The organism is Ruegeria sp. BHSA118 (assembly GCF_059613405.1).
This window is the reverse complement of the sequence record NZ_JBXWSM010000012.1, coordinates 27075-47598: the sequence shown is the minus strand read 5'-3', so window position 1 is coordinate 47598 and position 20524 is coordinate 27075. Positions and strand designations below refer to the sequence as shown.

The following is a 20524-nucleotide window of genomic DNA, read 5'->3' as shown; positions in this document are numbered from 1 at the left end:
CTCTTGAAGCACGCAGAGGGACTCCAGCGCCTTGAAACCGAGTCGCAGTGCCCCGTCCTTGTTCCATGCCGAACCGACCGAAATGGCCAGGGCGATCACCAAAGACATTCAGAAAACGGGGGCGTCGGGTTGTTCAGTCTTCCCGCGACCGTTTCAGAAGGCGACCAATCGTGAATGAGGTGCGCGGGGCGTAAACATAGTTCGTGCGCGCCTCGGGGGTGGGGCGTGACCGCATCCGCGCCAGACCAAACACGATCAGGAAGACATGCCCGAACGCCACGAAGGCAAACAGGGCACCCGGGCCAAACTGCTGGATCAGGGTCGAGGTTATGTAGGGCGATGCAATTGCCCCCAAGGCAAACCAGAACATCAGGGCAGCCGAGAGCTCCACCCGTTCCTCGGTCGTGGCAAAGTCGTTTGCGTGGGCGGATGAGACCGAGAAGATCGGGAAGGTTGTCAGGCCGAAGAATACGGCCGCCGACATGACGCCGATCGTTCCGGTGCCGCTGGCTGCCATGGTGACGCCGCAGCTGAGTACCGCGGCAGCCGACAGCCAGATCAGCACCCAGCGCCGGTCATATTTGTCAGCCAGCCAGCCGACGGGGTACTGAGCAAGCGCACCACCCAATACGAAAGAGGCCAGGAAGAATGCGATCTGATCGACGCCAAGTCCGACCTCTTGCCCGTAAACCGGACCCACCATTCGGAAAGAGGCCGAGCTGAGCGCGGCCACGATCACGCCTGCCACGGCCAAGGGTGAGCTGTGCCAAGCCAGCCCGGGTTTCAGGCGGGGCGCGTCAGGTGTTTTGGGTTGGCTTGCTTTGGTCAGCGTCAGCGGCAGCAGTGACGCACAGCACAGGATCGCCAGCAGGTTATACGAGACGTAAGAGGCCGGGGGCAGAACAGCGATAATCAACTGGGCGCACAGGGACGCGCCCATGTCCGCGATCCGGTACGTTCCCATTGCACGTCCTCGGGTTTCATTGGTGACCTTCGCGTTCAGCCAGGCCTCGATCACCGTGTACGCGCCTGCCACGCAGGTGCCCGAGGCCACACGCAAAGCGGCCCAGATATATGGGTTTTCGGTCAGCGTGTGTCCGATGAGGCCCATCGCACCCAACGCGGTGCAAACTGCGAATGCACGCGAATGACCAACATTGCCCATCAGACGTGGCGCCCACCAGCAGCCGATGAAAAACCCCAGAAAGTGCGAAGACCCCAAAAGACCGATCTGTTCGGTCGTGAAATCCAGCGTGATGCCGGATATGGCATCGAGTGGCCCGACGCCTCCTGTCGAAAGCTGAAGCAGAATGACCGAAAGAAACAGGGCGGCAAATGAAATGATCGTGCGCATGGTGGTCTCAGATTGGCAGTGTCGCCGCACAATGCGCGCATCAATTCGACTTTAGCGAGTCGTTTTTTGCCGTTCGGCGATCAAGTCGCGCGGATGATCTCTGCGTGGATGTCCAGGCCGACATTGTCGTCAACCAGGTCAGGATAGCCCGAAGCGCCGAAGTCATGCCGGTTCAGGGCGCCCTTCAGACCAATGGTCAGACGGCTCAGATCGTTTGCCGCACTTCCCGCCTGCCGGTACAGATTGGCCTCCAACGTGATCGGGCGGGTCACGCCGCGGACCTTCAGATCACCCGTAATCCGAGCGCCATCTGATATTCGCCCTTCCGGGCCCAGTTGTATCTCTGTTGACACAAACCGGATCGTTGGGTGCTGTTTCGCGTCCAATACGCTGGGACTGAGCATGGGCATACGGGCAAAGGGCAGCCGGGTTCTGGCTTTGCTGACGTCCAGTGTCACCGTGACCTGACTGTTCTGTAGCCGACCTGTGTCAATCTGAACATCGGCGGTCCGGATCGGCATTGTCCCTGACTGTGTCACCCCCGCAAGATCAAACGTGAACCCGACCCGGGTGCTTTCATCCGACAGGATGTATGGCCGCAATGCGGCTTGTGCCGCCTGGTTCAGGGGCAGGGTTGCCAACCCGGCAAGCAGGCTGCGACGGGTCAGAAGGGTCATGCCATGACCCCTTCTCGTGTCGGGCGGGATCTTCTGAGCAGCATCAGAACGATTGCTATGTTCAGACCATTCCAAAGAATGCCATTCACGAACGCCAGTTGGTAGCTTCCGGTGAGGTCGTAGATCCACCCTGACATCCAGCCACCGAGCGCCATGCCAAGAATGGTCATCATCATGACGAACCCGACCCGCGCCCCGGCTTCTTGCGGCGGCATGTATTCGCGGACAATCAACGCATAGCTGGGCACGATGCCGCCCTGTGCCAGACCAAAGAGCAGGCTGATGGCGTAAAGCGACACCATTCCATCGTAGGGCAGGAACAGGAACAATGCGATACATTGCAGAAGCGAACCGATCAAAAGCGTCATGACCCCGCCCAGCCAGTCAGCCAACAGGCCCGAGATGATTCGGCTGACAACACCACCCAATAGCATCAGCGACAGCATCTCGGCCCCGACTGCGGGCCCATATCCCAGCCCGACGCAATAGGAGACGATATGAACCTGCGGCATCGACATGGCGACGCAACAGCTGATCCCGGCAAGGCCCAGAATATATTGCAGCGCGCGCGGTGATACGCCGACGCTACGTGCCTTGATTTGGGCGGATGCTGCGGCGGTGCCGTGTGCCTCGAACGGAACCCTGCGGCGTAGCAGCAGCGACAGGGGAATGACGACGACAAGCGTCAGCACGGCGAGCGTCAGATAGACCTGTTGCCATCCATCCCGCGCCAGTATTCCGGACAGCATGGTGGGCCAGATGGCGCCGGACAGGTAATTCCCGCTGGCGACCAATGCCACGGCAATGCCGCGCCGTTTCATGAACCAATGTGAGATATCGGCGATCAGCGGGCCGAACCCGATCGACGTGCCCAGCCCCAGCAGGAGATGCGCCGCGGATAGCAACATTATGCTTGGCGCCAGCGTTGCCAGCACATAGCTCAGCGCACTCAAGACGGCTGCTCCGATCAGGGCGCTGGTGACGCCCAGCCGGTCCACCACCTGCCCCAGCCACATGTTGCCCAGGGCAAAACCGATCATTGCCAGAGTATACGGCATCGAGGCTTCGGCACGACCGGCCCCGAATTCGGCTTCAACTGCGGGCATGACCACGATCACCGCCCACATGCCGACATTCGCCACTGTTGCGATGGCGAGCGTGATCAGAAGGCGAAGCCAGGAATAGCGGCTGTCATGGATCGGGTGGCTCATGTGGTGACGCTAGGGCGCGGCCCGGGTTTTGACCAGTCACTTCTTGCGTGATCCATGTGGCTTTATGCCGGTGCGTCTTCGGTTTCGATCCGTTCCAGATGCAACCCGGCACGGGCGGCGGTCATGGTGGCCTGCCATGTGACCGGGGGCAGGGCACGGGCGCGGCGGCGTGTAAGGGTCCAGATCCGAGCCTCGTCCCGATGGGTGGATGCCATGTGCCAGCGCGTTTCAACCCCTTGCGCGCCGCCATTCCCGGGTGTCAGCAGCAAACCAAGCGGAGCCCGCCCCATCGCACCCCCCTGTTCGGCAGCCAGATGCATCCGGCGTACAGGTGTCAGCCCCGGCGCGCCGGGCAGGTCGCCGACGATCAGCGGAATGGCCCCGCTGCGCAGCGACTCCTCCAGGCACCACAGCAGATCTTCGGCGCGGGTGGGGTGAACAAAGATGAACCGGGCCGGATCGGCAAAGGCCATCATCCCATCGGGGTTCAACTGGCCGGGTTCCCAGGCGGGGGAAATCCACAAGACCGGCCCCTGCGTCTGACCGGTCAGCCACATGGCAAAGCTGCGCCGGGCGGGGCCGCATGCCTCGTGCACGCGGCCCAGTTCCAGGGTGATCTGCGGATGGAGCTTTACCCCCGGTGCCTGACGCGCAGTTTTGTGGCCAAGAAGCTGAGTGGACATGCCGGAACACTAGCATGTTCTATTTTTGTTCTCAAGCGATCCGGGTCGTCAACGAGACAAGATCAACTTGCCATTTGCAAATTGGACGCTCGAGAAACGATGCAGATATTCCATCCCCAAAAGCGACTTGTCCAGCTCGCCCTCATTGACCCAGGCCGATACGTTCTGATCGGTAATGGGCCCTACGGTCAGGGTCTCAAGCCGCACCGGCGCTGTGCGCACCTCGCCGTTGGCGGTCAGGGCGCGACCGAAATAGTTCAGTTGATCGGGATCGATGCCTGCACGTTTCGCGTCCCGAGCACTGAGCACGATCTGGCTGGCGCCGGTGTCGACAAGAAAGTTGATCGGTTCACCATTCACCAAAACCGGAAGGTAATAGTGACCATCATAGGCACGAGGCACCTCGATCGCGTTGCCGGTGACGGTCATCTGCGGGGCAGGGCCAACCGAAGACCGTATGTCTTCCCACAGGCCGATGACGGCGATGACGCCAATAAAGATGAACACCCAGGCCATCATCTGTTGCAGGGTCTTGTTCAGCGATTGCCGGTTCTGAGAGATGAACCAGGCCACCACCGCTGCGCCGAGCAAGCTCAGATACGCCAAACGTGCAATGCTGTCGCCATCCATACCGTTATCCCAACAATATTACCTGAGTGATATATGGGGATTCAGGACGCAAAACCAAAGGCCTTTAGGCCATCCAGGATGAACTGAACCGACAAGGCCGCAAGCAGCATCCCCAGCAGCCGGGTCAAGACGTTCAACCCGGTTTTGCCCAAAACCCGCGCGACCGCGCCAGAGGTCAGATACATCACGAACACCATCGCCAGTACGACCAGCATCACACCGATGACGATGGCCAGCCCCTGTATACCGGGCTGCTGACCCGCAAGCAGAATCATCGTTGCAATCGATCCGGGGCCTGCAATCAGCGGGATACCCAGGGGAAAGACGGACGGGTCTGGGTGTTCCTCTTCCTCGGCGCTGTTTTCGCGTCGCTTGGTGCGGCGTTCAAACAGCATATCCAGCGCGGTCAGAAACAGCAGGACGCCTCCTGCAACGCGGAACGCCTCCATCGAGATACCAACAAATCCCAGCAGGGCTTCGCCAAAGGCGGCAAACAAGGCCAGGATGAAACCCGCCGTCAGGCAGGCCCGAATGGCAATGGACCGGCGCGTGTGCCAGTCCATACCCTGTGTCAGCGCCACGAAGATCGGCGTTTGCGCGGGCGGGTCGAGGACCACGAAAAGCGTTGTGAACGCGGTAATCAGAAATGCACTGTCCATTGTTATCTGCTGCTCCGTTGCAGGTCTTGCAGGATACGCACGGCATCTTGCGAACAACCCGATGGGACATAGACGTGATCATGGTGATACCCCGCGACCATGTTCGCGGGAATGCCGGCTCGCGCCAGCGCGCTGGAAACGGCCGCGGTCAAACCAACACCTTCAAGCGAGGAATGAACCTGCAACGTGATGCAACGCATCGCGACGGCATCTTGCGGTCCCGCAGCGATCGGGACAATAAGAGACATCCCTTCGGCCTCGGCGCAGCTGGCCCGCGTGCCCTCTGGCCAGGGTTTGTGGTCAGGCCATACGACAAAGGCAAATTCGCCGGGCTGCAAGTCGGGATGCATACCCGCGATCATGGCGTTGGTGTCCTTGATGGGCGTGCTCATGCGGTTTCTGCCTGTTCAAGCCGTTCGGCAGCCGCGACCCACAATGCCTCGGCTTTTTGCATGGCCTCGGTGACTTCGGTGAACTTGCGGTTCCAGGTTTCCAGGTCGTTGATCTTTTCGTCCTCGTACAGCGCCGGATCGGCCAGTTTGGTCGAAAGCTTGTCGTGCATTTCCGTCAGCTTCTCGATCCGGTCCTCGCATTTGCGCAGATCCGCACGCAAGGCCAGTATCGTCTCGCGCGGGGGGCGTTTCGATTTGACCGCCCGCGGTTTTTCCTTGACGGGTCTGTCGCGCGCCAGCAGCAGGGACCGATAGGCTTCAAGGTCGCCGTCGAAAGGTTTGACCGTACCGTCCGAAACCAGCCAGAGACGATCCGCGACAAGGCTCAGAAGATGCATGTCGTGACTGACCAGAACCACCGCGCCTGAATAGGCCGTCAGTGCCTCGACCAGCGCCTCGCGGCTTTCGATATCAAGGTGGTTGGTCGGCTCATCAAGGATCAGCATATGGGGCGCGTCGATCGTGGCGAGCAGCAGTGAAAGCCGCGCTTTCTGTCCGCCCGAAAGACGCCCGACCTCGGTTTCGGCCTGATCCGCATTCAACCCGAACCCCGCCAGTCGAGAACGCCACTTGCCCGGCGCTTCGTCAGGGCGCAGACGGCGCAGGTGGTCCAGCGGCGTTTCGTCCACGTAAAGCTCATCCACCTGATGCTGTGCAAAGTAACCGATCCGCAGCTTGTTGCTGCGGGTCATCTTGCCCGCCATGAGGGGCAGCCGGTCCGAGAGAAGCTTGGACAGGGTCGACTTGCCCTGTCCGTTCTTGCCCAACAGCGCGATACGGTCATCCTGATCGATACGCAGATTCAGGCGGCGCAGCACTTCGGTTTCGCCATAGCCGGTGACGCCGCCTTCGATCTGGATGATCGGCGGCGACAGTTCCTCGGGTTCCGGAAAGCTGAAGGCGCGCAGGGCCGCCTCTTGTGGGGTCGAGACCAGTTGGATGCGTTCGATCATCTTCAGGCGCGACTGGGCCTGAACGGCCTTCGATGCCTTGTAGCGGAAGCGATCCACAAAGCTTTGCAGGTGTGCGATGCGGGCCTTGGCCTTGGCGTTTTCCGATTCCGCCTGTGCCAGACGTTCCGCACGGCGTTCCGCGAACTTGTCGTAAGGCACCGCGTAATAGGTGAGCTTGCGATCCTCCAGATGCAGGATCGACCCCACGGCGCGGTTCAGCAATCCTCGGTCGTGGCTGATGATAATGACCGTGTGCGGATATTTCGCCAGATAGCTTTCCAGCCACAGCGCGCCTTCGAGGTCCAGATAGTTGGTCGGTTCGTCCAGCAGCAGCAGATCGGGCTGAGAAAACAGCACCGCCGCCAGCGCCACACGCATCCGCCACCCGCCCGAGAAATCCGAACAGGGGCGCTGCTGGTCTTCGTCGTCAAAGCCCAACCCCTTGAGGATCGAAGCCGCGCGGGCCTCGGCGGACCAGGCGTCGATATCGGCCAAACGTGTCTGAATCTCGGCGATGCGTATCGGGTCTTCGGCGCTGTCGGCCTCGGCCATCAATGCGCTGCGTTCGGTATCGGCGGCCAGAACCGTGTTGATCAGCGAAACGTCAGAGGAGGGTACCTCTTGCGCCACCCCGCCGATGCGGGCGCGTTTCGGGACCGAGATATTCCCCGATTCCAAAGCCAACTCGCCACGGATCAGGCGGAATAGCGTGGTCTTTCCGGTTCCGTTCCGACCGACAAGGCCAACCTTGTGACCATCGGGAATCGTCGCGGTTGCGCCGTCAAACAACGGGCGGCCTTCAACGGCATAGGTGATGTCTTCGATCCGTAACATGGGGCGCTCTTAGCAGAGCTGTGTTGCTACCGCCAGCGGCTCGGCATGTTCAAGCTTTCAGCAATGTGATAGCGCTGTGTCGTTTGCTATTCAGAACGGTTTTCACATGCGCGCGGCACGGACACCTCCGCACTTGGTCACTCTGATCTTTGCCACGGCACTGTCGGTTTTGTCACTGAACATGTTCCTGCCGTCTCTGGCCCACATGAGTACGGATTTCGGTGTGGATTATGGCTTGGTTAACCTCTCGGTTGCCGGGTATCTGGCGGTCTCAGCCGTGTTGCAACTGATCATGGGTCCGCTTTCTGATCGTTTCGGGCGCAGACCGATACTTTTGATGTGCATCACCATCTTCGTCCTCGCCTCAATCGGATGCTCTCTGGCCGAGACCATCTGGACCTTTCTGGGCTTCCGTCTATTGCAGGCCGCAGTGGTGGCTGGGTCGGTTCTTTCCAGCGCATCGATCAGAGACCGGTATCCGCCGAACGAGGCCGCAAGCAAACTGGGTTATGTGGCGATGGCCATGGCATTGGCGCCAATGCTTGGCCCGATGCTGGGTGGGACACTCGACATGCTCTTTGGCTGGCGCTCGGGGTTTGTTCTTTACACTGTGCTGGGGGCGGGGCTGCTGGTTTTGCTTTGGTTCGACATGGGCGAGACCAATACAAACCGTTCTTCAACCTTTACAGCCCAAATGCGCGAGTATCCCGATCTGTTTCGCGCCCGCCGATTCTGGGGTTATGCCTTATGCGCATCGTTTTCGATTGGTGGGTTCTACAGCTTCATCACCGGCGCGCCATTGGTCGCTGCCGCATGGTTTGATCTGAGCCCTGCGATGTTGGGCCTTGGGATTGGAATCATAACAGGCGGGTTCATGGTTGGTAACTTCGTCACTGGCCGGATCGCGGCGCGGACGCGTCTGACCACAATGATCCTGATCGGCCGCGTTGTGGCTTCGACCGGGCCATTCTGCGGATTGCTTCTGTTCATCGCTGGGCTGGGGTCAGTCTGGGTATTCTTCGGTTCGGCCATCTGCGTCGGGTTCGGCAATGGCCTGACCAATGCAAACGCTTCGGCAGGGGTCATGTCCGTGCGCCCCAAGCTGGCAGGCAGCGCGGCAGGGTTGTCCGGGGCGATGGTGGTCGGGCTTGGCGCGATCCTGACCTCGATGACGGGTGCGTTTGTCAGCCCTGAAAACGGGCCGTTTCTGGTTCTGGGCATGATGTGGGCCAGCAGCTTTGCAGGTCTACTTGCAGTGCTCTACGTTCGGCGTCTGGACCGGACAGACCCTTTGCCGGATACATTCTGAGCGCCAAAGCGGCAGGCAAACCATCATAACACTTTTCATGAGCGAAAGACCGTGATACGCGGCGCGCGATGGATTTCGGCGCGGACCCGCGCCACATTGTAAGGAGAGGCCGACATGGCACTGGAACGTACATTCTCGATCATCAAACCCGACGCAACCCGCCGCAATCTGACTGGCAAGATCAACGCCAAGTTCGAAGAAGCCGGGCTGCGTATCGTTGCGCAGAAGCGCATCCACATGACCAAAGAGCAAGCCGGCAAGTTCTATGAAGTGCACGCCGAGCGCCCGTTCTATGACGAACTGTGCGAGTTCATGTCTTCGGCTCCGGTCGTTGTTCAGGTTCTGGAAGGCGAAGGTGCCATTGCGAAGAACCGTGAAGTCATGGGTGCAACCAACCCGGCAGACGCAGCACCGGGCACCATCCGCGCGGAATTTGCTGAATCGGTTGGCGAAAACTCGGTCCATGGTTCGGATGCTCCGGAAACCGCGGCTGTTGAGATCGCATATTTCTTCTCGGGCATCGAACTGGTCGGCTAAGCCGGTTTTTTGCCGAAAGATCGGGCCGCTCCGCCAGGGGCGGCCTTTTTTATTCAGACCTGCTTAAGATCTTTGGGGGCAACGCGGACGCCGATGGCATCCAGATCGGCAACCATCCGGTTTTCCGGCGCGGCGCTGTTGCCGGCCTTGATCGCGTCGAAACGCTGTCGCAGTTTCTTTTTCTCTTCACCCTTGCAATCATTCCAGGGGCGTCCCTGAAGCCCCATCACCAAAACATAGTAGCCGATGAAATGTGCTTTGGTACCAGCCCGCAAAAGCCGGGCATAGGCTTCATCCGGTCCCAGCTCTCGCAGTTCTTCAGCCGAGTGGATGCCGGCGCGCGCGCAGGCCTGTTCAAAAGCCGGGCCAAGGTTGCGGATCGAAGAAACTGGATCACTCATGTGCCTGTCTTAATTGCACCTCCAGGGTCTGTCACCCATGTTTGCGCGTTGGCGAAACATAATGTCTTGCTGTCTTCTGGTGTTTCCGCTCTCATGAGGTCATGCTGCCTCGGCGGTGCGGGTTTCAAAAGCCAACAGATACCAAAAGCGGGTCGGTCCAGGGCCAGACAAACTGCTGACCAAGGTTGAAGCCGACTACACTGAACGTGACGAAGGATCAGAACCGTCGAAGAAGGAACCCGCGTGCCGAAGATCGTTGAGACCAGCGTCAATCAATACCTGAAAACGCGCCGGATTGGTGGATCATGACCGAACCTTCAGATGTTCAGTGCATTCTGTCCCAATCCATTGGCCAAGCGCATGTTGAAAAGCTCATTCCCGGGTTCACGATCAGGATCGACCCACCAACGGAATCGAGATCTTTCATGCTTTTGGATTGCCACGATCAATCGTTGCGGACTTCAGGTCGTGTTCTGGTTGAGGTTCAAGAAACATTGTGGCTTTTCCAGAATGGCCGTGCGCCACTGTCTCAATGCGGCAAGGGGCAGGGACGGTTTGTTCAAGACCTGCCCGAGGGCCCCGTGAAAGCGGCTTTGAAGGGTTTCCCCAAACTGCGTGCGCTGATGCAGATCGGAACCGGAGGGATTCAGACGAAACCTCTCTCCGTATTGGATGAGCTTGAGAAAACGCTGGTCAGGGGAACGGCTTGGTGCCTGTTTTCGCAGACGGGTCAGGCAGCAATCGTTCAGCTTCAGCGGCTGCGGGGGTATGAGACAGAATTTCAAAAGGTGAACACCGCGATTTCCGCCTTGTCCGGGGGCAGGCCGGGTGTCGAAGCGCTTTGCGCCGGACTTTTCCCGGGCATGGCCGCCTATCGCGCCAAGCCAGAGATCAAGTTGGGAAAATCTGAGCCATCTATTCAGGTCGCGGCAGACATCATTCAAACATATCTGCAAGTTGCCCGGCAAAACGAAAATGGGGTGATGGCCGATATCGACACAGAGTTTCTGCATGATTACCGGGTGTCGTTGCGAAAGGTCCGATCCGTGATCAGCCTGTTCAAAGGCGTTTTTTCAGACGCGCAGACCGCGCAATTGAAGCGTGTCTTTTCCGATCTCATGGCCGCCACCGGGCGTATGCGTGATCTGGATGTCTATCTTCTGGAAAAAGATAAATACTTCAGGCTGATACCGCCCGGTCTTCACACGGGCTTGCAAGAGATGTTCGACCTTTTCGAGAAGGAGCGCGCCAAAGAGCTGTCACGCTTGTCCCGCCGGTTGCGCAGTGACGAATACAACGCCCGTATGTCCGATCTGACGGCGAAGTTTAACGGAACGGATCACCTTACGCCCGGATCAAACGCGAAACGGGCAGCACATGAATATGCGTGCGCATTGATCTGGAAACGGTATCGCAAGGTCTGCAAAATCGCACGTGGTATCACCGACGAAACTCCGGACGAAACCGTGCATGACCTTCGTATTGATTGCAAGAAACTGCGCTATCTGATGGAGATATTTGGGCCTCTGTTCGATGAAAAGAGCTTCAAGAACATCATCAAGCCATTGAAAAAGCTACAGGACAATCTGGGCTTGTTCAACGACTGCGCTGTTCAGCAAAAGTCCTTGTTGGCTTTTGTCGCGCAGCACAGCGACACGCGGGGTCATGTGGATGCGCGGATGGGCCTGGCCGTGGGGGGATTAATTGCGGTTCTGGATCAGCGCCAAAAGGCCGAGCGGAGCCGCGTGACTGCCAGCTTTCGGAAGTTTGACGGGCCGGATACCCGGCGCCTGTTTCGGATCTTGTTTCACCGAAAAGAGGAGTGAGGAATGAAGATCATTGCCTGTTACAGCAACAAGGGCGGTGTCGGCAAAACCGCAACTTCGGTGAACCTGGCTTATTCCTATGCGCAGGCGGGGCAACAGGTGCTGTTGTGTGATCTCGACCCCCAGGGCGCATCAGGGTTCTACTTTCGGGTGAAGCCATCAAAAAGACTGAAGGATGCGCGGTTTTTCGAGGATCTGGAACGGTTTATCAAGGCCATCCGGGCCAGCGATTTCGAAGGGCTCGACGTTCTGCCGGCGAACCTGACCTTCCGCGACTTCGACGTGTTCCTGTCGCGGATGCGAAACAAACGCTCGCGGTTGAAAAAAGCTTTGATGGCCGCGGGCAGCGACTATGACGTGATCATTCTGGATTGCCCGCCCAACTTTTCGACCTTGTCCGAGAACGTCTTCAAAGCTGCCGATGAAATCGTCGTGCCGGTCATTCCGACTACCTTGTCCGAGCGGAGTTTCGATCAGCTGGTGAGCTTTTTTGAACAACACAAGCTGCGCAAGAAAAAGCTGCGGGCCTTCTTTTCGATGGTGCAACATCGGAAGGTTTTGCATCAGGAAACCATGAAGACGATGCGCAAGCTGTATCCAAAACGCTTTTTGCAGACGGTGGTTCCTTTCGCTGCGGATATTGAAAAGATGGGTCAGTATCGTGCCCCGGTCAGTACCTATGCCGGGCGCAGTGCGGCTTGTGCGTCTTATGGGGCGCTGCTTGAAGAGTTGGAAAACGGAGTGGTTTCGAACCAATGAACAAGGAAATCGAGCGCAAGTTTCTGGTTTCAAGCCTGCCGGATCTGAGCAAAGCGAAAAAAGCCGTTGTAAGGCAGGGTTATCTGACGGCCCCCGACGATTCCACCGAGCTGCGGCTGAGACAAAAAAACGATGCGTTTTTCCTGACCTTGAAAGGGGGCGGTGGCCTGGTCCGGGTAGAGCGAGAGGCAGAAATCACTGCTGATCAGTTTGAAACCTTCTGGCCGGAAACAGAAGGGCGCAGGGTTGAAAAAGAACGCTACACCGGACATTTGTCGGATGGGTTGGTGTTCGAGCTGGACGTCTTTTCAGGCGATCTGGCGCCGTTGCGCCTGGTCGAGGTAGAGTTCACCTCGGAGGAGCAGGCCAAAGGATACGTGCCGCCGGATTGGTTTGGCGCGGATGTCACCGCTGACACACGATACAAGAACAAGACCATGGCGATCTACGGTGTTCCGGACTAACGCTGTTGCGCCAGATTGATCGTGGTTTCCAGCCCGGGGTCGCAGTTCCGGGCGGCGAATTTCCCGCCGTGCATATGTGAAATTGCCGCAACCAGAGCCAGGCCCAAACCCGCATTCCGTTCCGTCCGCGCGGGGTCAAGTGTCACGAAGGGAAGCTGAAGGCGATCCAGTTCTTCGGGCGGTACTCCGGGGCCACGATCCCTGACGCTCAGTTGGGTAAAACCGTCGCGAGAACCGATCGAGATCGTGATCGCAGTATCTTCCGGCGCGTAACGCATTGCGTTTTCCAACAGATTGGAAAGAGCTTGCGACAGAAGGGGCCGGTGCCCCTGAATGGCAGGGGCGGAACCCTTGACTTCAAGCTGCACGCCTTGATCGGCGGCCACCGGGTCATAAAGCTCGACAACATCACCAACCAGTTGCTGCAAATCGATGGTTTCAAATTGCTCACGCCCCAGGCCGGCCTCGGCCCGTGAGATTTCGGTGAGCTGCCCCAGCACCCGCAGAACGTGATCAATTTCACCCGTCGCCCGCGCAATGTCGATCTCGCGATCCAACTCGCTTTTGCCGGGTTCAGAGAGGGCCTCGACCCTCTGCCGCAGACGAGACAAAGGTGAGCGAAGATCATGTGCAATCGAATTCGAGGTGGTTCGAAGGTTGCTGATCAACTCCTCGATCCGGTCAAGCATGTTGTTCAATGTACCTGAAACCTGATCGAATTCATCCCCGGTTCCGCGCAGCGGCATTCGTTTTGTCAGGTCACCGGAAACGATATTCTCGGCCGTACTGGCAATATCCGAAAGGCGCGAAAACACCAAACGCGTGAACAACCAGCCGGTGATGACGCTCAGAACCAAAGCAATCCCAAGCGCCAGCGCAACCGAGCGAAACAGAACCCTGTCGAATTGCTGGCGCGACGCCGCATCCCGCCCGACCAGCAGGCGCTCGCCGCCCGGCAGGCGGATGGATGCGGCTGAAACCGGCACGAGCTGATCGTTGTCGGCCCGGCGCAGTTCCAAGTCTACCCAACCGCTTCCGGCAGCAATGTTCACCGGCCAGGTCTTGAGATTGCCGACAAGTTTGAGGCCCAACCGATCTGTCAAAAGGTAAAGCGCGTCCCGCTCGGCGGCACTTGGCAAACGGCGCTCAATTGCGGTGATCAAACCTATCAGCCCACGTCTTTCGTATTCATCTGCAAGCCCCGTCAACTCGGCTGATACGACCGAGCGGGTTTCGGCCTCGATGCTTCGATTGGCGGTCACATAGACGACGGCAAGTACCGACGCTGTCAGAATCGTGCTCAGAAACATGCTGGTCGCGACCAGCCTTGTTCGGGAATTGTTCAGGGAAAGCCGAAGGTTATCCATCGGACATCATGTAACCCGCTCCGCGGACGGTTTCAATCAACGGCGCGTCACCGCCTTCGTCCAACTGGCGTCGCAACTTCGAGATATGCACGTCCACGACGTTGGTGTTCGGGTCAAAATGATAATCCCAAACCCCTTCAAGCAACATGGTGCGCGACACCACGCGGTTTTTGCGGCGCAGGAAAAATTCGAGAATCTGAAACTCACGCGGTGTCAGGGTGATCTCGTGCCCGTCGCGTGTGACCTTGCGGGTCAACAAATCCATCTGAAGGTCTTTGCAAGTCAATGTCGGCGTCTCTTCGGATTCCTGAGGGCGACGCAACAGGGCTTCGATTCTGGCGTGCAACTCTTGAAACGAGAAAGGCTTGACCAAATAATCGTCAGCGCCCGAGCGCAGCCCCTTGACCCTTTCGTCCACGGCGCTCATCGCCGTCAGCATCAAAACCGGGGTTTTCAAGCCAGCGGCCCGCATGGACTTGATCAGCGACAGCCCGTCCAGACCGGGCAGCATCCTGTCAAGAACAATGGCGTCAAACCCGCCGTCAGTGGCATGGTACAACCCCTCACGACCGTCAGCCGCGGTTTCGACCACATACCCCTCTTCGCCAAAACCTTTGGCGATGAAGTCCCTGGTGTCAGCATCATCTTCGACGATCAACAGACGGCGGCTCATGCTCGGGCTCCTTTCTTTTGATATTTAAACACAAATTTTAGCTAAAGCATATGGTTAGAAGAAGTTCTTGCCGGGTGCTGGGCCGGCACCCGGCAAGCCCGGCGGATAGTGGACAACTCTGATCCGCCGGCTGAGGCGTACGCCGAAAATCCCCATCAAGCGGCGCACGCATGTTCATGGTCAGGCCAGTTCGACCGCAACGAATATCTGGTTGCCGCCACGATTGATCAGCACCAGGGCAGGATCGGTTTTCTCACTGTCCAGCGCAGATTTCAGCGCGTCCGGAGTAACTGTGTCCTGATTGCCGAGCTTGACGATCACGTCGCCGCGTTGCAGGCCGGCCTTTGCCGCGGGGCTGTCGGGCTTCAGGTCGGTGACGACGACGCCCTCGACGGTTTCAGCAACACCGGTTTCTGCCCGAACCGCTTCGGTCAGGGGGGCCACGGTCACACCCAGTGTTGTGCCCGCAACTTCCGCCTCGACCGGCTTGTCGGCCTGGGCCGATGCGGCCTGATGCTGGCCAACCGTCAAGGTCACCGTTTCCATCTTGCCATCACGCAAAACGGTCAGAGTACTGTCGGTGCCGACCTTGGTCGTGCCCACAAGGATGGGCAGGTCACCGCTGGATTCCACGGCATCGTCGTTGAATGACAGGATAACGTCTCCCTGCTTCAGGGCACCATCTGCGGGGCTGCCGGCAACCACGTCAGACACTAGCGCACCCGAGGAAGCCTCGATTCCCATCGCCGCCGCAAGTTGTGGGCTTACGTTCTGGATCGACACGCCCAGCCAACCCCGGCTCACCTGTCCGTCATCCCGCAGATCGGCCGCGATGTGTTCAACGATGTTCGACGTGACGGCAAATCCAAGCCCCACAGAACCACCGCTGGGCGAATAGATGGCCGAGTTCACACCGACCACTTCGCCATCCATGTTGAACAGGGGACCGCCCGAGTTGCCCTTGTTGATCGCCGCATCCGTCTGGATGAACTCGGCATAGGGACCTTCCGAGATGTTGCGGCCTTTTGCCGAAACGATGCCTGTGGTCACGGTCGAGCTGAGGCCGAAGGGGTTGCCGATGGCGACCACGTCTTCGCCCACGCGGATCTCGTCACTGTCGCCAAGCTCTACGGCTTGCAGGTCAGTTCCCGCGTCGATTTTCAGAACAGCGATATCCGTCAGCGGGTCCGTTCCAACCACTTCGGCGTCGAAGGTACGATCATCGCTGAGCCTTACGGTCACGGTCGAGGCATTGTCGACGACATGGTGATTGGTGACAATGTATCCCGCTTCGTCCAGAACAAATCCCGAACCCAGACCCTGGGACGGGCCACGTTGCGGCATGTTGAACCCTTCGGGGCCGCCAAAGCGTTTAAAGAATTCACCAAACGGGTGTCCTTCGAAGTCAAAGTTCTGCCCCTGGGTCGAGGTCGGCGCTGCGTCGTGTTCGGCGATGATGGTCACGACCGACGGTGAAACGGTCTCAACCAGGTCAGCCAATGCCTCGTCCGCCATGGACGGCATGGCCGTCGTTGCCAGTAGGGCTGCGCCGAGCGCACTGACACCCACCCAGTTGGACGTGCGGGGAAGTAGAAGCGAGGATTTGCGGATGCTCATTTGTGTCTCCTGATTATCATCACGCAGTTGCGGCTGCGCGTTGAGACAACAGTTGCCTGCTCAGAATTGGCGTTTCCTGACTGATCAATTAATAAATCTTAATTTTGCCACAAAGTCGGTGTTGGCTTGCGGTCGACGTCGATCGGGATTCGCGGAATTTCACCGACCAGGACCGGAGCGAATCGGAGGATTGTTGCTAAAAATGGCGTCAAACTTTCAAAAACATTGAATTTGTTTTGTTTTGTTGACAATCATCCTTCCAAATGATGGGGAAAAGAGCTGCTCTTCCAATGGTTGTGGGTGGGTCTGGTCGAGACGTGGCTTGACACAATTAAATTGTTTTTGATTGCGAGTATTGGCCAATAAGTTTGCGCTTAATCACGAATCGCTACCGCTTGTGAAAACAGCCAATCGCCTTTAAGTTGATTTTGGTTTGGCGCGATGTTGCGCAAAAGCCATTTGAACAAGACCCAAATTAACCCTTCCTTCCAATTTTACGTTGTTTCGAACGATCGGATAAGTGAGGATGAAGGTGCCCAAGTGAGGGGAGCCAAAAGCGCTAGGGGGCGCTGGCGGCTAACTCGATCACCAAAAGTGATAACGGCGTGTTAACGAGGGGGTCTTGTTTAGGTTTGGCTGTTTGAGAGCCGGGGTGTTTCTGAAAGCACACTGGCCGCGCTTTGGAGATTGAGCAAAGTGGTAGTCCTGTTTTGGGCACCGGCCCGGTCGATAAGACCGGGCCGTGTTTGTTCAGGGGGCGTGTTTTCTGTGCCAGTCCTTCCAGTCATCCGGGGTATCCAGATCCAACAGTGCGTTTCGGCCGGGCAGGGGATGCAGATGAACACTGTCTTGATGCTTTCGCGCGATCTTCTGGGCACCGTCGTCCCCCTGCAACTGTGACAGTTGATCAAAAAGGGATCTGTCAAACACCACCGGATGACCGGGCTTTCCATCCTCGGTCGTACCACGCCAGATCAGGTTGTCGGGATGGGTTTCTCGCGCTTTCAGGATTGCTGCCAGGTCAGCTTCTGTCAGATCGGGCAGATCGGCCAGCAAAACCATCGCGGCGGGTGCATCAGGTGGCAGCTTTTGGATCGCGGCGCGCAAACTGGCGTTCATGCCTTCTGCCGCATCCTGGACCGGAACGATCTGTACATCCATGCCATCAAGCGCGCCATATCTTGGATTTGGTTCAGGGGGCAGGGCGACGATCACAGGACCCACGGCGCAGGCCACGCTTGCAGAGCGGGCGACCAACGGGATGCCGTTGATCGGCTGCATCAACTTGTCGATGCCGCCCATGCGGCTGGATTGGCCAGCCGCCAGAAGGATGATGGGTATTTCAGTCATTTCAGCACAATGACGTCAGCCCGAGCCTGAGTCATCCCCTCATTCGGGCGCCATCTGCGTCAAACAAGGGTGTCGAGATGACCATTGCCTTGCGCATCTGACCCAGTATTTCGATCTTTGTTTCAAGCCCATCTGCTGCGCGTTCGGATGGCAGAAAACCGATGGCGACGGACTTGCGCGCATAATGCGAATAACCGCCTGAGGTGCAAAAGCCCACAACCTTGCCGTCCAGCCAGATCGGTTCATAGGCGTTCACGTCAGCGTCGTCTGCATCGACCTCGAAGGCCACCAGCCTGCGCGCGGGGCCTGTCGCACGTTCCGCCTCGGCGGCGGCCCGGCCGATGAAATCGGCGTCCTTGCCAAAGGCGATGAAGCGGTCCAGCCCGGTTTCGGCGGGGGTATAATCGGGTGAGAACTCGCGCATCCACGAGCCGAAGAACTTGTCCAGCCGCAGGCTCATCATCGCGCGCATGCCGAAAGGCACCATGCCGTGCGGTTTTCCGGCCTGCCAAAGCGTCCACCACAGTTGGCGTTGCGCCATCGGATCGCAGTAGATCTCGAACCCCAGATCGCCGGTATAGCTGACACGCTGCACGATGCAGTCGGTCATGCCGACGACCATCCGGCGCACGTCCATGAAACGCATGCCGCTGATATCGGCGCGGGTGCAGGTGGCCAGAACCTCGCGGGCCTTGGGGCCTGCAATCTGAAATCCGTTGCGATTGTCGCTGATATTCTTGACGGTTACGCCGTCTTGCTGATGTTGCCGGAACCAGCGCATGTGAAAGTTCTGCGCCCCGTATGAGGCGGTGAGCTGGAATTCCTCTTCGCCCAGGCACGACACGGTGAAATCCCCGATCAGCTTGCCCTTGGGCGACAGCATCGGGGTCAGCGACAGGCGGCCCGGGGCGGGGATGCGACCCGCCATGATCCGGTCCAGCCAGTCGCGGGCGCGGGGGCCGGTGATAAGGTATTTTCCGAAATTGTGCACCTCGTTGATGCCGACGCCACCGCGCACCGCGCGAACCTCGCGGCCCGTTGCCGCGAAGGCGTCCGAGCGGCGGAACGAGGGGGTTTCATAGGTCGGCTCGTCCTCTTGCGCGAAATAGTTCGGCACCTCGAGCCCGTATTGCTGGCCCCAGACCGCGCCCAGATCGCTGAAGATGTCATACATCGGCGTGGTGCGGTTGGGGCGGGCGGCGGGCAGTTCCTCGTTCGGGTAGGCGACGGAGAAGCGTTTCTGATAGTTCTCAATCACCTTGGGGCGGGTATAGCCGGGAGTGATCCAGTCGCCGAAGCGGGCCACGTCCATGGCAAAGACGTCGCGCTCGGGCTCGCCTTCGATCATCCATTGCGCCAGCGTCAGGCCGACGCCGCCGCCCTGGCTGAATCCGGCCATCACGCCGCAGGCCGACCAGTAGTTGCGCACGCCCGGCACCGGCCCGACCAGCGGGTTGCCGTCGGGGGCAAAGGTGAAGGGGCCGTGGATCACCGATTTTACTCCGGCCTCGGCCAGAACCGGGAAGCGACGATAGGCGAATTCGATACTGTCGGTGATCTTGTCGAAATCATCGGGCAGCAGCTCATGTCCGAACTCCCACGGCGTGCCGTCCACCGCCCAAGGCTTGCAGGGCTGTTCGTAGAAGCCGATGCACAGGCCGCGCCCCTCTTGCCGCAAGTAGCTTTCGCCGGCCGGGTCCATGACATGCGGATGTTCGCCGCCTGCGTCGATGATCGCCTCGATCTGAGGGATGGTGTCGGTGACGAGGTATTGATGCTCCATCGGGTGCAGCGGGAAGTAGATGCCCGCCATCGCGCCCACTTCGCGCGCCCAGAGGCCGCCGGCGTTGACGATATGCTCGGCATGGATGGTGCCCTTGTCGGTGACCACGTCCCATGTGCCGTCCGGGCGCTGGTTGGTCTCGCGCACCATGCAGTGGGTCTCGATCGTGGCCCCGCCCATGCGCGCGGCCTTGGCATAGGCGTGTGTCGTGCCCGAGGGGTCGAGGTGCCCGTCCAGAGGGTCATAAAGCGCGCCGATGATGCCGTCTGTGTTGGTGATGGGCGCGATCTTCTTGATCTCGTCGGGGCCGACGATCTCGGTTTCCAGCCCCATGAAGCGGTGCTTGGCACGTTCGGCCAGCATCATGTCAAACCGGTCCTGATTGTCGGCCAGCGTGATGCCGCCCACATGGTGCAACCCGCAGGACATACCGGTGATCTCTTCCAGCTCTTTGTACAGCCGGATGGTATAGCCTTGCAGTGCGGCCATGTTGGTGTCGCCGTTGAGCGTATGAAACCCGCCCGCCGCATGCCAGGTCGATCCGCTGGTCAGTTCGGACCGCTCCAGCAGCATCACGTCGGACCAACCCAGCTTGGTCAGGTGATATAGAACCGAGCATCCGACGACGCCGCCCCCGATGACGGCAACCTGACAGGTGGTTTTCACAGTGTTCCTCCCAATAGTTTTGGAAAAACTGTCGAGCCGATATGGATATTACTCGTCTGTTAACGACAACAGGTGTCGCATGGCACCTATTGCACCAGCTTTGGATTTGCAGAGCCTTCTCGCGCAGCCAAAGAGCGTCGAAACTTGTACCCGAGGGGAAACAATTCGGCGGCATGCGCCTTGTACAGTGCGACATTGCCCAGTGGTTTTTCGGCCTTGAAGGCCGCTTTTCCACTTTACTCTATGGTTAAAACTAAGTCGGGGTGATCAAACTGGCCCGTCACGCCCATCTCGGCGCTTGGGTCAAACTGTGCGATGA

The 20524-nt window shown here is 58.8% G+C and carries 19 protein-coding genes; 5 read left to right on the top strand and 14 right to left on the bottom strand.

Annotated elements, in window-relative coordinates:
- Positions 1–133 precede the first annotated feature (133 nt).
- The 8 genes from AC2FNN_RS05650 to AC2FNN_RS05615 form a co-directional block, all read right to left on the bottom strand.
- Positions 134–1354 carry an MFS transporter gene (locus tag AC2FNN_RS05650; protein WP_224855425.1) on the bottom strand — a complete coding sequence of 407 codons (1221 nt, stop codon included), beginning with the start codon at positions 1352–1354 and terminating at the stop codon, positions 134–136.
- Positions 1355–1434: 80 nt separating this feature from the next.
- The gene (locus AC2FNN_RS05645) at positions 1435–2031 is read right to left on the bottom strand and encodes a YceI family protein (RefSeq protein WP_496757184.1); all 597 of its coding nucleotides are present in this window, start codon (positions 2029–2031) and stop codon (positions 1435–1437) included.
- Positions 2028–3242, bottom strand: coding sequence for an MFS transporter (locus AC2FNN_RS05640; protein WP_496757182.1), 1215 nt, complete (start codon positions 3240–3242; stop codon positions 2028–2030). The genes AC2FNN_RS05645 and AC2FNN_RS05640 overlap by 4 nt, the downstream gene beginning before the upstream one ends.
- 62 nt (positions 3243–3304) lie before the next feature.
- On the bottom strand, positions 3305–3925 hold the full coding sequence (locus AC2FNN_RS05635) for an ImuA family protein (RefSeq protein WP_496757181.1): 621 nt from the start codon (positions 3923–3925) through the stop codon (positions 3305–3307).
- 48 nt (positions 3926–3973) lie between these two features.
- The gene (locus AC2FNN_RS05630; protein WP_496757179.1) at positions 3974–4555 is read right to left on the bottom strand and encodes a retropepsin-like aspartic protease family protein; all 582 of its coding nucleotides are present in this window, start codon (positions 4553–4555) and stop codon (positions 3974–3976) included.
- 41 nt (positions 4556–4596) lie between these two features.
- The gene (locus tag AC2FNN_RS05625) at positions 4597–5214 is read right to left on the bottom strand and encodes a MarC family protein (RefSeq protein WP_496757178.1); all 618 of its coding nucleotides are present in this window, start codon (positions 5212–5214) and stop codon (positions 4597–4599) included.
- Positions 5215–5216: 2 nt separating this feature from the next.
- Positions 5217–5606 (bottom strand): ACT domain-containing protein, encoded by a 390-nt coding sequence (locus AC2FNN_RS05620; protein WP_496757176.1) that lies wholly within the window; start codon positions 5604–5606, stop codon positions 5217–5219.
- Positions 5603–7453: an ABC-F family ATP-binding cassette domain-containing protein gene (locus AC2FNN_RS05615; RefSeq protein WP_496757174.1), complete on the bottom strand. Its 1851-nt coding sequence runs from the start codon at positions 7451–7453 to the stop codon at positions 5603–5605. Before AC2FNN_RS05615 ends, AC2FNN_RS05620 begins: the two co-directional genes overlap by 4 nt.
- Positions 7454–7559: 106 nt before the next feature.
- Between AC2FNN_RS05615 and AC2FNN_RS05610 the strand changes: the two genes are divergently transcribed.
- Together AC2FNN_RS05610 and ndk are read left to right on the top strand one after the other, a co-directional pair.
- Positions 7560–8762 carry a multidrug effflux MFS transporter gene (locus AC2FNN_RS05610; RefSeq protein ID WP_496757227.1) on the top strand — a complete coding sequence of 401 codons (1203 nt, stop codon included), beginning with the start codon at positions 7560–7562 and terminating at the stop codon, positions 8760–8762.
- 114 nt (positions 8763–8876) lie between these two features.
- Positions 8877–9299: a nucleoside-diphosphate kinase gene (ndk, locus tag AC2FNN_RS05605; RefSeq protein ID WP_068334875.1), complete on the top strand. Its 423-nt coding sequence runs from the start codon at positions 8877–8879 to the stop codon at positions 9297–9299.
- A gap of 53 nt (positions 9300–9352) precedes the next feature.
- On the opposite strand, the gene AC2FNN_RS05600 is transcribed toward ndk, so the two are convergent.
- Complete coding sequence (locus AC2FNN_RS05600) at positions 9353–9700, bottom strand: TfoX/Sxy family protein (RefSeq protein ID WP_496757173.1); 348 nt, start codon at positions 9698–9700, stop codon at positions 9353–9355.
- A gap of 305 nt (positions 9701–10005) precedes the next feature.
- On the opposite strand from AC2FNN_RS05600, the gene AC2FNN_RS05595 reads away from it, so the two are divergent.
- The 3 genes from AC2FNN_RS05595 to AC2FNN_RS05585 are packed head-to-tail and all read left to right on the top strand — an operon-like array spanning position 10006 to position 12749.
- The gene (locus tag AC2FNN_RS05595; protein ID WP_496757172.1) at positions 10006–11526 is read left to right on the top strand and encodes a CHAD domain-containing protein; all 1521 of its coding nucleotides are present in this window, start codon (positions 10006–10008) and stop codon (positions 11524–11526) included.
- A 3-nt stretch (positions 11527–11529) separates the two neighbouring features.
- Positions 11530–12285 (top strand): ParA family protein, encoded by a 756-nt coding sequence (locus AC2FNN_RS05590; protein WP_496757170.1) that lies wholly within the window; start codon positions 11530–11532, stop codon positions 12283–12285.
- A complete protein-coding gene (locus tag AC2FNN_RS05585; protein ID WP_496757169.1) occupies positions 12282–12749 on the top strand; it encodes a CYTH domain-containing protein in 468 nt (155 codons plus the stop codon). Before AC2FNN_RS05590 ends, AC2FNN_RS05585 begins: the two co-directional genes overlap by 4 nt.
- On the opposite strand, the gene AC2FNN_RS05580 is transcribed toward AC2FNN_RS05585, so the two are convergent.
- The 5 genes from AC2FNN_RS05580 to AC2FNN_RS05560 all read right to left on the bottom strand — a co-directional run bounded on the left by AC2FNN_RS05580 (position 12746) and on the right by AC2FNN_RS05560 (position 20205).
- The gene (locus AC2FNN_RS05580) at positions 12746–14116 is read right to left on the bottom strand and encodes an ATP-binding protein (RefSeq protein WP_496757168.1); all 1371 of its coding nucleotides are present in this window, start codon (positions 14114–14116) and stop codon (positions 12746–12748) included. The genes AC2FNN_RS05585 and AC2FNN_RS05580 overlap by 4 nt on opposite strands.
- Positions 14109–14789: a response regulator transcription factor gene (locus AC2FNN_RS05575; RefSeq protein ID WP_152457754.1), complete on the bottom strand. Its 681-nt coding sequence runs from the start codon at positions 14787–14789 to the stop codon at positions 14109–14111. The genes AC2FNN_RS05580 and AC2FNN_RS05575 overlap by 8 nt, the downstream gene beginning before the upstream one ends.
- A gap of 180 nt (positions 14790–14969) precedes the next feature.
- Positions 14970–16406: a DegQ family serine endoprotease gene (locus tag AC2FNN_RS05570; protein ID WP_496757167.1), complete on the bottom strand. Its 1437-nt coding sequence runs from the start codon at positions 16404–16406 to the stop codon at positions 14970–14972.
- A 750-nt stretch (positions 16407–17156) separates the two neighbouring features.
- Positions 17157–17756, bottom strand: coding sequence for a nucleotidyltransferase family protein (locus AC2FNN_RS05565; RefSeq protein WP_496757165.1), 600 nt, complete (start codon positions 17754–17756; stop codon positions 17157–17159).
- A 31-nt stretch (positions 17757–17787) separates the two neighbouring features.
- A complete protein-coding gene (locus AC2FNN_RS05560) occupies positions 17788–20205 on the bottom strand; it encodes a GcvT family protein (protein WP_496757163.1) in 2418 nt (805 codons plus the stop codon).
- Between the last annotated feature and the right edge of the window lie 319 nt (positions 20206–20524).